The organism is Shewanella sp. 4_MG-2023, assembly GCF_030548015.1.
In the GTDB taxonomy this organism is placed as follows: domain Bacteria; phylum Pseudomonadota; class Gammaproteobacteria; order Enterobacterales; family Shewanellaceae; genus Shewanella.
Genome location: NZ_JAUORL010000007.1, coordinates 164,288 through 179,760, shown reverse-complemented (window position 1 = coordinate 179,760; position 15,473 = coordinate 164,288). Strand labels below are relative to the sequence as shown.

11 protein-coding genes are annotated in these 15,473 nt (G+C 43.1%); 6 read left to right on the top strand and 5 right to left on the bottom strand.

Annotated elements, in window-relative coordinates; translation table 11 throughout:
• Positions 1 to 133 precede the first annotated feature (133 nt).
• Positions 134 to 697: a NapC/NirT family cytochrome c gene (locus Q4546_RS06085; RefSeq protein ID WP_102477285.1), complete on the bottom strand. Its 564-nt coding sequence runs from the start codon at positions 695 to 697 to the stop codon at positions 134 to 136.
• Between the two features lie 508 nt (positions 698 to 1,205).
• Between Q4546_RS06085 and Q4546_RS06080 the strand changes: the two genes are divergently transcribed.
• The 3 genes from Q4546_RS06080 (at position 1,206) to Q4546_RS06070 (ending at position 6,687) form a co-directional block, all read left to right on the top strand.
• Complete coding sequence (locus tag Q4546_RS06080) at positions 1,206 to 1,676, top strand: hypothetical protein (protein WP_102440141.1); 471 nt, start codon at positions 1,206 to 1,208, stop codon at positions 1,674 to 1,676.
• Between the two features lie 122 nt (positions 1,677 to 1,798).
• Positions 1,799 to 3,544, top strand: coding sequence for an efflux RND transporter periplasmic adaptor subunit (locus Q4546_RS06075; protein ID WP_303445903.1), 1,746 nt, complete (start codon positions 1,799 to 1,801; stop codon positions 3,542 to 3,544).
• An 11-nt stretch (positions 3,545 to 3,555) separates the two neighbouring features.
• Entirely contained in the window at positions 3,556 to 6,687 is a 3,132-nt protein-coding gene (locus Q4546_RS06070; RefSeq protein WP_303445902.1) for an efflux RND transporter permease subunit, read from the top strand.
• Positions 6,688 to 6,770: 83 nt separating this feature from the next.
• Here the strand turns inward: Q4546_RS06070 and Q4546_RS06065 are convergent, their stop codons facing one another.
• The 4 genes from Q4546_RS06065 to plsB form a co-directional block, all read right to left on the bottom strand.
• Complete coding sequence (locus Q4546_RS06065; RefSeq protein ID WP_102440139.1) at positions 6,771 to 7,037, bottom strand: hypothetical protein; 267 nt, start codon at positions 7,035 to 7,037, stop codon at positions 6,771 to 6,773.
• Positions 7,038 to 7,078: 41 nt separating this feature from the next.
• Entirely contained in the window at positions 7,079 to 7,876 is a 798-nt protein-coding gene (locus Q4546_RS06060; RefSeq protein WP_102440138.1) for a VOC family protein, read from the bottom strand.
• A 368-nt stretch (positions 7,877 to 8,244) separates the two neighbouring features.
• Complete coding sequence (mtr, locus tag Q4546_RS06055; protein WP_198589323.1) at positions 8,245 to 9,489, bottom strand: tryptophan permease; 1,245 nt, start codon at positions 9,487 to 9,489, stop codon at positions 8,245 to 8,247.
• An 11-nt stretch (positions 9,490 to 9,500) separates the two neighbouring features.
• Positions 9,501 to 11,921, bottom strand: coding sequence for a glycerol-3-phosphate 1-O-acyltransferase PlsB (gene plsB / locus Q4546_RS06050; RefSeq protein ID WP_102440136.1), 2,421 nt, complete (start codon positions 11,919 to 11,921; stop codon positions 9,501 to 9,503).
• A gap of 378 nt (positions 11,922 to 12,299) precedes the next feature.
• Between plsB and lexA the strand changes: the two genes are divergently transcribed.
• From lexA to coxB, 3 genes are all read left to right on the top strand, one after another.
• Positions 12,300 to 12,917 (top strand): transcriptional repressor LexA, encoded by a 618-nt coding sequence (gene lexA, locus Q4546_RS06045; RefSeq protein ID WP_076538206.1) that lies wholly within the window; start codon positions 12,300 to 12,302, stop codon positions 12,915 to 12,917.
• On the top strand, positions 12,914 to 13,420 hold the full coding sequence (locus tag Q4546_RS06040; RefSeq protein WP_303445901.1) for a cell division inhibitor SulA: 507 nt from the start codon (positions 12,914 to 12,916) through the stop codon (positions 13,418 to 13,420). Before lexA ends, Q4546_RS06040 begins: the two co-directional genes overlap by 4 nt.
• Positions 13,421 to 13,850: 430 nt before the next feature.
• Positions 13,851 to 15,467 carry a cytochrome c oxidase subunit II gene (coxB, locus tag Q4546_RS06035; protein ID WP_102477281.1) on the top strand — a complete coding sequence of 539 codons (1,617 nt, stop codon included), beginning with the start codon at positions 13,851 to 13,853 and terminating at the stop codon, positions 15,465 to 15,467.
• The last annotated feature ends 6 nt before the right edge of the window (positions 15,468 to 15,473 follow it).

Below are 15,473 nucleotides of genomic sequence, written 5' to 3'. Positions count from 1 at the left end.
ACCCTAGAGTGCTGAAGTGTTCGAAGGACCGATACCCCATAAAAAAGAAAGCCGTTCACGTTAAGTGAACGGCATTACGCCTAGGCGAGGTTTTTTCTTAATCAGGTCATCACTCCTGATTATGAATCGTCACTTACTTTTTAGGGTAAGGGTGAGCAACACCTTTATGACAATCTACACAAGTCTTTCTCTTGTCGCCTTCTTGCTTAGCGTTACGCTCATGCATTCTGACAGCCATTTTCTTCATAGTCTCAGGCTGGTTTTCATAGATGCGCGTATGACAATGTTGGCAGTTAGCAGAATCTGTTGCTTGGAAGTACTTAAGTGCGATATCTGCTTGTTCTTTACGGTTCTCATCTAACCAAGCTTGAGTGTTGAAACCATCAATAGTTACGAAACCGTATAAATCTTTAGATACGATAATCTTTTTAACCAAGTAATCAACTGGGCCGTGTGGAAGGTGACAATCTTGACATTGAACAGTCACGCCAGCGCTACCGCCGCCATGTGCTGAAGCTAGTACTTCATCTTTCAATGAGTGATTGCTATGACAACTCATACAGAATTCATCTGAACTTGTTGCATGTAAAGTTTGTTGAGTGGCGAAATAGCCCACTACACCCAAAATAATACCCACTACAATCAGTGCGATAATAGAATATTTTGCGCTCGGTTTAAATAGTGCACGCCAGTTCATCGGACATCTCCAGTTAACAGTTTTATAATTTATAATTTTTAAACTCTAAAATATAAATTTTAAGTTCTAAAAATAGTAAATCTATTCTAGGTTGTTTTGCCCATAAAAAAACGAATTAAGAACATGTTTTAATTAATAAGTTACCAGTATATGCTCAAAATGAGATCAAGATCTAACTATTGAGGCTCAATGATAATTAATTTGACTCCTTTAAACTTAATACAGCTATAGCAAAATCGCAAAGTAGCCTTCACAAAAATGACAATTAACCTACCTTTGCAATATACTGTAAAAAAATCAGGTTTATTGCGCTATAGAATCATTATAGCCTCTGCCACTAGTTAGTTTGAGCGAGTATAAATATTCTGAAGCTGTTTATTGCTGCGGGTATTGTTTCGGGTTATATTAAGCCAGATCATCAGCAACTTAATTTAGCTTTGATTCTTGATTTATCACTAGATTATTGCGCTATTTAATTGTTATTGATGGCTACACACTTTGGAAAAGCATGAGCACTAAGTTAACGCACCAAATAATCGTTTTTATCACCCTCTTTGCCATTTTAGGCCAAGGGTTGATAACTAATGGTTACGCTATGGTCGCTAACCCTCTCATGCGCTCATCAGCAGAGATGTTAATGCCTAACGACAAAACATCCCAAGCAAATCTGAAGCAACACAGCAGTGCCGATACCCCTAATTGTCATTCATCTATGACTGAACAAGCCCCGCAAAAAACGACTCATTGTTGTGACGATGGCTCAATGCTCCAATCGAAAAAAGCTGATCAAAGCTGTTGTGACAGCAAAAATGGCTGCGCTATCGATTGTGGTCACTGCATTACTATCTCGATGACAGGGCATTTGCTCACATTTGATATCCTTCTCGCAAAAGCAGTCAACAGCAAGGCTGATGCCACTGCAGTGCCACACTTTTTCTTCCATAAAACCCTTCCAGAATTTCGACCTCCGATTAGTTAAATTACTGACAGAATATTTTTAGCCTAGCACTGTCCTCTGTGCCATAGCTAAACACCTATACTTGCTAGTATTTACAGTTTTTATAAACGGTTCGCTTTATTTGCCAGCCGTATTTTGAGGTTATGATGAAACACGCTATTTTATTGATCACCATTGCGGGTTTTCTAGCTGGGTTATGCACTAACCCAGTCGCTGCTCAACAAGCAGCAACACATAGTCATATTTCGACTCACCAGCATCAGCATGATGCAGAAAAAGCCAGCTATTCATGCCCGATGCACCCTGAAGTTATTAGTCATAAGTCCGGTGATACCTGCCCAAAGTGCAATATGTTCTTAGAAGAAGTTAGCCCTGAGCCAGCCATAGACCATAGCGCCGAAACGACCTACATCTGCCCAATGCACCCTGAAGTTATTAGTCATAAATCAGGTGATACTTGTCCTAAATGCAATATGTTCTTAGAAGAAGTTAGCCCTGAGGCTGCCATAGACCATAGCGCCGAAACCACCTACATCTGCCCAATGCACCCTGAAGTTAGCAGCCACAAACAAGGTGACCGCTGCCCTAAGTGCAATATGTTGTTAGTGGTTAAAGAGGAAGAGGAAGAAGTCGACCATAGCCAACATCAGCATGCACAAGATGAACAGACTGAAACCCTAGCAGTGCAACCCACACAGAGTGTTGCTGATAAAGTGTTTAATACTGTTAAACCAAGCCTATTACCCTCGGATGCAGAGCCAAGCATTAAATATGTCTGCCCAATGCACCCGCATATTGTTTCTGACACCCAAGGCACTTGCCCTATTTGTGGTATGAATTTAGAAAAAGTCACCATGGGCGCTGCGACAGAAGAAATCGTGGTTGGCGTATCTGGCGGCATGCAGCAAGCTTTAGGCATGCGCACTCAACAAGTTGAAAGAGATACCCTATGGCGCCTGGTTAAAACCATCGGCACCGTTGAGTATAACGAAGACAGCATTACCCATGTTCATGCTCGAGTGACTGGTTGGGTGGAAAAACTGCATATTAATAATGTTGGCCAAAAAATAAAAAAAGGTCAGCTCATGTATGAGCTTTATTCACCTGAACTTATTAATGCTCAAGATGACTATTTACAAGCGCTTGATTATTTGGAGCAAGACAATCAACGTGGCGGCATTCTCGAGCGTAAAGCCCGCCAACGTTTAGCGCTTTTAGGGGTGTCATCAAAAATTATTCAACAATTAGAAACCAGCGGCGAAACTGTTTTTAGAGTGCCTTTTTATGCCCCACAAGATGGGGTTGTCAGCCAAATGGACATTCGTGATGGCATGTATATCCAACCGGGTAATGCCTTAATAGAATTAGTCGACTTATCCACGGTTTGGGTCATTGCCGATGTGTTTGAAAATGAACAAAGCTGGCTAGAAAAAGGCCGTCCTGCAGAAGTCACTGCATCGGCCCAAGGCTTATTTGATCTTGAGTCTGACATTGATTATATCTATCCAGAACTCGACCCTGTCACTCGCGCCATGCGTGTCAGAGTAAAATTAGCCAATCCAAATGCAAGCCTACGACCAGGAACCTTAGTGGATGTGTCTTTATTTGGCGGCCCTAAACGCAACATTATTACTATTCCCACAGAAGCACTGATATTAACCGGCCGTGAAAATCGAGTAGTAGTTCAGCGTCACGATAGCGGATTTACTTCGGTACCTGTAAAAGTCGGCATCATTGCGCAAGGGAAAGCAGAGATCATTGAAGGCATCAATGAAGGCGACCATGTGGTGGTTTCAGGGCAGTTCCTGCTTGATTCAGAAGCCAGTATTCAAGGTAGCTTGTTACGTTTAAGCGGCGCAGATAAAGCGCCTGCAGCCCATAACCACTAAGGAGCACTCTCATGCTAGAGAAAATAATCAGTGCTTCGATAAAGCAACGTGCGATGGTGTTATTACTCACCTTAGTGGTTGCAGTGATCGGTTATCAAGCCATGCGCACCACCCCATTGGATGCCCTGCCGGACTTATCTGATGTGCAAGTGATTGTTAAGACCTCATATCCAGGTCAAGCACCGCAGTTAGTCGAAGATCAAATTACTTATCCATTATCCACAGCGATGCTGGCTGTACCTGGGGCGAAAACCGTACGTGGGTTTTCGATGTTTGGCGACTCATTCGTCTATATCATTTTCGAAGATAATACCGATATCTACTGGGCTCGGTCACGAGTTTTAGAATACCTATCGCAAACCCAAGATCAGCTTCCAGAGGGCGTTAGCCCCACTTTAGGGCCTGATGCTTCTGGTGTCGGTTGGGTATTTCAATACGCCTTAGTCGATAGACAAGGTAATCACGATTTAGCCCAGCTGCGTTCATTGCAAGACTGGTTTTTAAAACTGGAATTACAAAGTGTCGAAGGCGTATCTGAAATTGCTACGATTGGCGGCATGGAGCAATCTTATCAAATCGTGGTCGACCCACATAAACTCGCCCTTTATCAAATCGATTTGATGACGGTTAAAAATGCGCTAGCAAGCTCTAATAGCTCTGTCGGTGGCTCGGTTATTGAAATGGCCGAAGCCGAGTACATGATTACTTCATCGGGCTATCGACAAAACATTGAAGATTTTGCCGAAATTCCTTTAGGGGTGTTATCTGATGCTGGCACACCAGTATTAATGAAAGATGTGGCGCAGCTGCGAACAGGCCCTGCAGCGCGTCGTGGTATTGCTGAACTTGATGGTAAAGGTGAAGTCGTTGGCGGCATTGTGGTTATGCGCTATGGCGAGAATGCCCTTGAAACCATTAATAATGTTAAACAAAAGATTAAGCAAATTGAAAGCGGTTTACCTGAAGGGGTTGAATTAGTTATCACTTACGATCGCTCAGAACTTATCCTCAATTCTGTGGATAATCTGATGCACAAAGTGATGGAAGAGATGCTGGTCGTTGGCCTAGTTTGCTTACTATTTCTATTACATGCTCGCTCAACACTGGTTGCCATAATCACCCTGCCATTATCTATATTAAGCAGTTTCATTATCATGCATTTTATGGGGGTTAATGCCAACATCATGAGCTTAGGAGGTATTGCCATTGCCATAGGCGCCGTTGTCGATGCCGCCATTGTCATGGTAGAAAACGCCCATAAACATTTAGAGCGATATCGGGCTGAGCACGGTAAACCACCCGAAGGTGAAGCCCACTGGCAACTAATTAAAGAGGCCTCTGTTGAAGTAGGGCCTGCGCTATTCTTTAGCCTGCTAATCATCACCTTAAGCTTTATTCCTGTATTTGCACTGGAAGCTCAAGAAGGCCGTTTATTCCACCCACTGGCGTTTACTAAAACCTTTGCTATGGCGTCTTCTGCAATACTGGCCATCACCTTGAACCCAGTATTAATGGGTTATTTTGTGCGCGGTAATATCCCTGATGAACGCAAAAACCCCATCAGTCGATTTTTGATTGCCATATACCAGCCATTACTCAAACTGGTATTAAAATTTCCTAAATTCACCATCTTATTAGCGCTGGTCATTTTAGCCAGTGCTTACTATCCGATGACAAAGATGGGCTCTGAGTTTATGCCAGAACTCGCTGAAGGTGATTTACTTTATATGCCTACAACCCTGCCAAGTGTCAGTGCAGGTAAAGCCGCTGAAATTTTACAGCAAACCGATAGATTGATTAAAACGGTACCAGAGGTCAAAAGAGTATTTGGTAAAGTGGGCCGCGCGATGACCGCTACCGATCCTGCACCATTAACCATGCTTGAAACCACCATCATGCTTAAACCACATGCTCAATGGCGTGAAGGCGTGACCTTAGAATCTATTATTGCTGAATTACAGAGAACGGTGAAAGTGCCCGGCATGACTAACGCATGGGTGCAGCCGATAAAAACCCGTATCGATATGCTGTCCACCGGGGTTAGAACACCTGTCGGCATTAAAATATCGGGTTCAGATGTGGCCGAACTGGAAAAAATTGGCGCTGAAATCGAAGCGGTAATGAGCCAAGTGCCAGGCACAACATCAGCATTTGCGCAGCGAAGTAGTGGTGGACGTTATATCGATATTGAGCCGAAACTAAAAAATGCAGCTCGATATGGTATGACCCTAAGTGACATCCAAGATGTGGTGCAAATCGCCATAGGCGGTATGAATATAGGGGAATCAATTCAAGGTCAAGAACGTTACCCAATTAACATTCGTTATCCACGAGAGTTACGTGACAGCATCGAAAAACTCAGAGATTTACCGGTATTAACCAAAACCGGTAAATATCTGCCATTAAGCGTTTTAGCCGACATCACCATCAGTGATGGACCGCCCATGCTTGCCAGTGAAAATGGCCGTTTAATCTCATGGGTGTTTGTCGATATTAAAGATATTTCTATCGGCGAATATATCGAGCAAGCGCAAATAGCCTTAGGCCAGCAAATCACTTTGCCAGCACGTTATAGCTACAGCTTTGCGGGTCAATATGAATATATGCAGCGTGTTGAAGCCAAGATGGAGTTAGTCATTCCACTAATGCTGGCAGTTATTTTTATATTACTGATGCTGACCTTTAACTCGTTTGCTCAAGCTTCAGTAATTATGCTGAGTTTACCCTTTGCCTTAGTAGGCAGTGCCTGGTTTTTATATTTGCTGAACTTCAACTTTTCGGTTGCGGTATCTGTGGGGATGATTGCCCTTGCGGGTGTCGCCGCTGAATTTGGCGTGGTGATGCAGGTGTATCTCAACAACAGTATAAAAGACCGAAAACATCATGACACTCTCAATAGCAAAGATGATTTACGCCAAGCATTGATTGAAGGTGCTGTAATGCGGATTCGCCCCAAAGCGATGACAGTTGCGACCATATTTTTTGGCTTACTGCCGATAATGTGGGGCACAGGAACCGGTAACGAAGTGATGCAGAAAATTGCCGCACCTATGGTTGGTGGCATGGTCACTGCGCCGCTGCTATCGCTGTTTGTTATTCCAGCCATTTATTTACTAATCTATGGTCGTAAACTCAGTAACTAGGTTTACAAAGTCACTCATAAACTCTAAAAAAGGCGCTTAAGGCGCCTTTTTATCTATAAAGCCACAAGCTGAATATAAGCTTGTTAGCTTGGTTCACTGAGTACGCCTTGCTTTTCTCGTGCCAGTTGCATCATCCTTAAAAGACCCCAAACCATAATACAACCTCCGACTCCAACCATAGCAAACAGCAGTATTGGCTTCGCCAGCATCGGATAAGCCGCTGTATCAAAACCTGCAAACAAGCCATATAAACCCGCCGCCATTAATAACGTGCCAGGAAAATCAATGACTGCCACCATGGTCATTTTCTTTTGAATTACCGCGAGTTTTTCGTCCTTTGTGAGTGTCATAAGTCTTCCTTGATTAGATTTACAGTTTAACTTTCAAGCAATTATTCTACTTCAGACGCTACCTCGGTCAATGCAATAATTGAAAAAGTGCCGCCTTGGGGATCATCAATCACCGCAAAACGACCAACATCCGGAATATCCGTAGGCGGGACACAAATTCGCCCGCCTAGAGCTTCGGCATCTTGAGCCATAGCATCACAATCTTGCACACTAAAATACAGCATCCAATGGGGCGGGGTATCACCCCACTCGGACGTCATTTGCATCATACCGCCAATGGCTTGCTTATCCACCAGCCATTGCACGTAATCAGCTATGCCCATTGAAGACATATCAAGGCTGTTAGTCTCAAAGCCAAGCGCTTGGGTATAAAAATCGGTTGATGTGGCCAGATCGCGGCACATATATTCAACCCAGCACAAAGTATTGGGCTCAAATGAGCGCTTAATGCCGATATGGTTAATGGCCTGCCAGATTGAAAATCGTGCGCCATCAGGATCTTGGCACACAGCTATAATCCCTGAATCACCAACAGAGTGAGGGCCTGCAATAATTTGTCCACCCGCAAGCCTAATGGCTTTAATTGTCGCCTCAACATCATCAACGGCAAAATAAAGCTGCCAATGGGTTGGCAAACTCTCCATCTCTTTGGGCATTTGATACATAGCCGCAATGTCATCACCCGCTAACTGCAACATAGTGTAATGACCCTCAGGCATGGGCATATCATCAGCCTGCCACTGAAATAGGCTTTGGTAGAATGCTTTCGCGGCATACCAATCATGACTGGCAAGTTCGACCCAACAAGGTTGCCCTTGTTTATAGTGTGACACCTTCATACACCTCACCCTGCTGTTGATAATGACTTATAAGAATAAAGGTTTAAGCTGAACCTAAATGACAACACTCTTTAAGTTAAGACACTTTTAAAGCTAAAGTCGAGTTGGCAATAATGGTTGGTTATTCGTATAAAAAAAGACATTTAAATAATAAATACAACTTAAAATCATAGTCTTATATAGACAACAGTATCAGCAAGCCATGGCTAGTCACTATCGGTCACAAGTCGTAAATTACACACACCTCTAGTCAAAATGCTAACAGTCACATCCTTACTTGCTAGAAAACGCCCATAAAAAAAGCCCTTTTCAAAGGGCTTTTTGGAGGTCATTTCGGTGTTTAAACACCACTTTATCTAGCTAAAGTATTATTTATAAACTGGCAGTAAATCAGCCATCGCCAACAAATGACATGCGCCGGTGATGACACCGAATGCAATAATCACCACAATCAATGGCGTACCACCTGGGACTCTAAAGCTCTTCTCATCAGGGAACATTTTGCGCGATTTGTATGCCATCATGGCTGGCACTATCGCCGCCCAAATGGTCGCCGCTAATGCCGCAAAGCCAATGGCAATCAAGAAACCATTAGGGAATAACAAACCTAATACTGTCGGCGGGATAAAGGTGATCGCAGCTGTTTTAATGCGGCCATTATTGCTTTCTTCAAAGCCAAATAAGTCAGCTAGATAATCAAACAAGCCTAAGGTCACCCCTAAGAATGATGACGCCACAGCAAGATTAGCAAACAAGGTCAACATGGTATTAAGCCATTTACTCGCCATCACATCTGACAGAGCGCCCACTAACACACCCATATTGCCGCCCTGGGCAATAATGTCGCTGAACTGACTACGGGGAATGTTGCCCATGGTTGCCACTAACCAGCAGCTATAAATCACTAAGGCGATAAACGTACCAATAAAGATGGCTTTTAAAATCACTTTAGGTTGTTTGCCGTAATACTTAACTAGGCTTGGCACATTGCCGTGGTAACCAAAACTGGCCAGCCCAAAAGGTAGCGCCGCTAAAATATAAGGCGAGAAACTCGCCTCACCATCTGGCATTAATAATTTTGCGCTATCAATATCAATCAGCAGATTTCCGATGGCGAGAAAAAAGGTAATTAACATCCCGCCAATCATAATGGTGGTAATGCGATCAACCGCTTTGGTACTGATGATCACCACTGCAGCAAGTACGACGGCAAACACTAACCCTGCGATCGGTTGAGGTAAGTTAATCCCCATCCCCGCAAGGGTGTGATTAACAATCGAGCCACCACCACTGATGTAAGCATAGGTCAGGATGTACAACACAAAAGCAATAGATAACCCGTTAATAATCCGCCAAAACTGGCCTAAGGTTACCTTAGTTAAGGTGTCAAAACTGTCACCGGGTTTAAAATGCAAATTGGTTTCAAGTAGCATCAGACCTGACACCAGCATACAAAACCAAATACCAATTAACATGACTAATGAATAGCCAAACCACATGCCTGCACTGACCACAGGCAAAGAAAACATACCAGCACCGACTGTGGTACCGGCGATGATCATAGCACCGCCCAATAAGGATTTATTTTGCGGTTGAGATTGTGTCGAACTCATAAAATTAGTTATTACCCATGTTCCATTGTGACACTATCAACAATGGTTTTTCGAACAGATAAACGCAGCATACCATTGGCATGATCACGTATTCGGATGACTTCAAATTGATTATCGTTAGCGGATAAATACCCTAATTCTTTTAATTTCACACTCAAATTATTGTAGAGCTTTTTATCATAAAACTCAGGCGCAGTAATTCCATGCAAAGCACCTAAACGCTGAGCCAATAAATGGCTGGCGCTTTCTAAATCAGAACGCTCAATTTCTGGTTTGTAAGCCAGTAAATTAAAGATAATCGCGTAACGCTGTAGGGTCTCACTGACCGTGGCGGACAATAACATTAACTGAGTGACATTACTTTGATTGACTTCAAAGTGATCGCTACCGGAAATTAGCTTTTGTTCAACAAACAAATCAAGCACTTGATCCACATAGGCACTTAAATCTTCAATGCCCATAAACAGCTCAGCTTTCAATAATGGGTAAAAATCATTAACAATTTGCTGGATTTTTTCTCGGCTAAATTCTTCATATTGCACCAAGCAACTGGCGATTAATGAAGGCACTGCCATTAGATGAATTATGTTATTGCGATAATAGCTCATCGCAATCACTGAGCTATCTTCAATTGCGATAATTTCGCCGATGGCATCTGTGGTTGAGGTAAATTTATTCAGCGACAAACATTGCTCAACTAGGTCATGAGCTGAGCCCTCAGCCACCGACGCATACTCAGTATAAGGAACATCCTTTAAGATTTTCAGGTAGAGGTCTAGCTGGGTTTCAAGCTCACTGCGCTGCAGGGCGTTTTGCTCTGAAGCCAGCAGCGCCATACTTGCTAATGTCACCGAACTCGCTGCGGCGGCGCCATTGATGTTAGTCATCACTTTATTGGCCAATACATTTACTGCTGGCGTTAACCATGATGGCTTTTGATCCGGATCTTGAGCAATTTCTTCACGCCAATTTGGCGATTGTTGATTTAAAAATTGCTGCACATTGATTGGCTCGCCAAAGTTAACGTAACCTTGGCCAAAGTTGCCTAATTTACGCAGCGCACCAAAGACCTGCCACACTGATTCTTTTTGCTTTTTCTTACCGCTTAACTCTTTATGATAGGTGGACACTTCCATCACATGATCATAACCAAGATAAACTGGCACTAAGGTTACTGGGCGTTCAATGCCCCGCAGTACACAGTTAACTGTCATCGCTAACATGCCGGTCTTAGGCGCTAATAAACGACCGGTACGAGAACGACCACCTTCGGTGAAGTATTCAACCGAATAGCCTTTAGCAAATAACTGATCTAAATACTCACGAAACACTGCGGTATAAAGTTTATTACCGTTAAAGCTACGACGAATAAAGAAAGCACCACCACGGCGGAACATAGGGCCTGCTGGCCAAAAGTTTAAATTAATACCGGCGGCAATATGCGGCGGCACCATGCCTTGGTAATACAAAATATACGACAGCAGTAGGTAATCCATGTGGCTACGATGGCAAGGCACATAGACAATTTCATGACCATCATGATGCAGCTTACGCACTTTTTCAGCGCTTTTAATGCTAATACCGCTGTATAACTTATTCCACAACCAAGTAAGAAAGCGCTCAGCAATACGCACTAAGCTGTCTGAATAATCCGCTGCAATTTCATCTAAATACTGAATCGCTTTTTCGCGGGCTTTGTCTTCAGGAATTTTTTTATTAAGCGCTTCTTCTTTTATCGCTTGAGCAATGGCATCAGACTTTAATAATGAGTTGAACATTGCCTGACGATTTGGCAGTTGTGGGCCTGTCATCACTTTACGTTGGCGTCTAAAGTGCACTCGCGCCACACGGATAAGTTTATGCGCAATACTGACATCAGTGCCGTGTTCATCAGCCATATAACGTAGCGACATAGCATTTGAGAATTGAATAAAGCTATGGCGACCTAAGAACAAAATCATCAACCATTTACGTAACCAGGTCGGGTTTTCACGCTCAAATACGGCTGCGGTCATGGTGTCATCTTCTTTACCAGGGATACGTCCCCAATACAGACTCACTGGCACCAATTGAATATCAAGTTGATCATTTTTTTTATGTAAGGCTAATAAGCTGGTGAAGTTATCAACAAATTTTTCGCCACTTAAACGCTTGCCAAATAGAGGCTTACGACCTTCAATACACACAATTCTAGGGGTATTTAAGCCATCAACGTCTAGTCGCTCATAAGGGCTCGGTAAGCCATATTTGGCGGTCACTTCATTTAATGCCGCAATATCACTGAGTGATTCTGTCTTCATCACATAGACCACTGGTTTATCTGGGTCTAAGTTCAGATCGGCAAAGGGATCTTCAGGCACAACAACCGTGTGCACCATCAGTTTTTGAATCCAACGTAATGATTTTGCTATGATTGAGTCAGGTTTTAACATGAGTGTTCGCATATTCAACATCAATTAATTGGCCATAGAATACCAGATAATGGTTCAGTTTCACTAACAAGGGTCTATACAGAGAATATTTGTTCAGTAAAAATAGCCATATCCGAATAACAACCAACCTATTTTCAATCAACACTACTGTATAAATATACTGTTTAAACAAACGATGTGAGAAATAGCCAATTTCATCGGTTTAAAAAGCTGACTTACCTTCATTAACTAAATAATTAAATTACATATACTTAACCGTGCCCCCATATATAGCCAACAAGAATTAGATGATAATAGTTAAATTAATTTGGTTAATACTTGCGCGACCACCGATACTGTATATAATGACAGTCACTGTATAAAAAAACAGGAATCAATATGAGACCTTTAACGCCACGCCAAGCTGAAATATTAGAGCTAATTAAATGTAATATCGCCGAAACAGGTATGCCGCCAACTCGTGCAGAAATTGCAACTCGATTAGGCTTCAAAAGCGCCAATGCCGCTGAAGAACACTTAAAAGCACTGGCAAAAAAAGGCTGTATTGAAATTATTCCTGGTACCTCTCGCGGGATCCGCATGGTGCAGGTGGAGGAGGAAGTTGAAGCAGGCTTACCACTTATCGGCCAAGTTGCTGCAGGTGAACCTATCCTTGCTCAAGAGCATGTTGAACAGTATTTCCAAGTTGACCCAGAAATGTTTAAGCCCAATGCTAATTTCTTACTACGCGTTCGTGGCGACAGTATGAAAGACATTGGTATTTTAGAGGGCGACTTATTAGCAGTGCATAAAATGCAAACTGCCACCAATGGTCAAGTTGTAGTGGCACGTCTTGAAGACGATGTAACCGTGAAAAGATTTGAAAAGAAAGGCAATATTATTTATTTACATGCTGAAAATGCAGAGTATGAGCCGATTAAAGTTGATTTAAGTTGCCAAAACCTAACGATTGAAGGGCTTGCTGTTGGCGTTATTCGTAATGGAGGTTGGTTATGAACACATTAATAGGCAATGCACCGCGTCACCCTGGATTATGGGTAGATATGGCATCTGATCCCTTACCCACTAAACAAGGGATTGAAACCAAGCGCACCCAAAACCAAGGCTTAACTGAATTGACTCAATTATGCAGTCAGTTAGCCATTTTAAGTCAGCAAGGCCGTTGGATTGTACTGATTAATCCGCCGCATATCGGTTATAAGCAAATTCTTGCTAATGCCAATGTTCGTATGGACAGAGTATTGTTAGTTCACACCAAAGATGAAGTCGAAACCCTGTGGGCGATGGAAAAAGCGCTCACTAACGGTACTTCAAGTGCAGTAATTACTTGGACACCACCATTAGATGCCCGCGACAATCGCCGCATTCAATTGGTTGCCAAAAATGCCTTAGCCCAAGGGCTTATCATTGAAGATGTAAATACTCACTTACCTGAAGGCGACCCATTAACGCAAACTTTAGCAGTACAGACTCGGGTAAACCTTACCTCGTTTCACTAGTAAAATATGACTAAAAAAGCCCTTCACTACGCTGAGGGGCTTTTTTTTGCACTTTTTTCAGCAAATTAGATGATAAAGTGATCTTGATCAATATTTAATCTCCAAGTAATGTAGTTAACAAGGTAGTAACAATTTATCGTACTGCCGAGAATAAATGTCAAAAAGATACAAACGCTATTAAAAGATTGAGCTGGTACCGTGCGGTATAGAAAGCCTTGAATGTAAAGCGTCAAATATAATTGATAAGTTCAGTATTAGGTACAAGTGTGGCACCGTAACGTAATAACATAATTGAGTTTTCAAGCTCAAAGCCACCGTGTACTTTGAAATGATCAAACTTTTTCGGGTATGAAAAGTTTGCATAGAGCAGAGTATTACTGTGTGGCTTTTCTTTGTAATTGCAATTCGCAATTAGCAGAGGAGTAGTCTTGTGAAGCGATTGTTGTACGGATTAATGGTGGCGTTGCTTGCAACCCCACTCACAGCGGCAGAGATGCCCTTAAACATGACTCAAGGTGTAACAGAGATCAGTGGCCAGGTTTACGACCTGCATATGATTATTTTGTATATCTGTTGCGCCATTGGTGTCGTGGTCTTTGGGATCATGATTTATTCCATGATCTATCACAGAAAATCTAAGGGTGCAGTTGCAGCCGACTTTCATGACAGTACCAAGGTTGAAATAGCTTGGACAGTATTGCCATTTCTAATCCTAATTGGCATGGCAATCCCAGCAACAAAAACGCTGATTGCTATGGAAGATCCCAGCGATGCTGAACTGACAGTCAAAGTGACGGGCTCTCAATGGAAATGGCATTACAGCTATTTCAATGAAGATGTCGAGTTTTTCAGTTTATTATCTACCCCAGCAGACCAAATTACTGGCACCGCAGATAAAACCGACACCTATCTTTTAGAGGTCGATAAGCCGCTGGTTTTACCAATAAATCGTAAAGTACGTTTTTTAATGACCTCGGATGACGTTATCCACTCTTGGTGGGTACCAGCATTTGCCGTTAAAAAAGATGCAAATCCTGGTTTCATCAATGAAGCTTGGACTAAAATCGATAAAATAGGTACTTATCGAGGCCAATGTGCCGAACTATGCGGTAAAGATCATGGCTTTATGCCTATTGTTGTTGAAGCCGTTTCAGAAGCAGACTTTGACCAATGGCTAATCGACCAAAAGCAATTTGCTGCTGATGCTAAAGCCGCTGCACAAGCCTCACTGAGCCAAACCCTTAGCTATGACGAGTTAATGGCCCAAGGCGAACAAATCTACATGGGTCGCTGCGCGGCTTGCCACCAACCTAATGGTGCTGGTTTACCTGGCGTCTTCCCTTCCCTAATTGGCAGTCCAATGATTAAAGGCCCAGTGTCTGGCCATATCGATATTGTCGTTAATGGTAAGCCTGGCACTGCGATGCAAGCGTTTGCCAAGCAGCTAACGGCAACTGAAATTGCTGCAGTAGTCACTTATGAGCGTAATGCTTGGGGTAATGACTCTGGCGATACCGTGCAAGCGGCTGATGTGAGTGGCAATGGGACAAATTCTAGCGCTACACCAACCACTGCTGACGCTCCTAGTGCAGGCACTTCTACCGCAGACACGTCAACGCCTGTGACTTTACCAGCAAGCTTACCTACAGCTGAACAACTTGAAGACACTGCAACACAAGCTGTGACTGAAGCGGCAACACAAGCAGCAGAAGTTAAAGCTGTGGTATTGGATGACTTGACGATGGATGAGTTAATGACCATGGGCGAGCAAGTCTATATGACTAGCTGCGCTGCATGTCACCAAGCTGCTGGTACTGGCTTACCTGGCGCGTTCCCTTCATTAGTAGGCAGCCCACTCATCGTCGGTCCAGTGACGGATCATCTTAATATTGTCATCAATGGTAAACCTGGCACGGCTATGCAAGCATTTAACTCGCTACTTACGCCACAACAGCTTGCTGCAGTGGTGACTTATGAGCGAAATGCCTGGGGTAATAACTCTGGCGATGCAGTTCAGGCTGCTGATGTTGTTGGTCACGGAAAGTAAGGGATT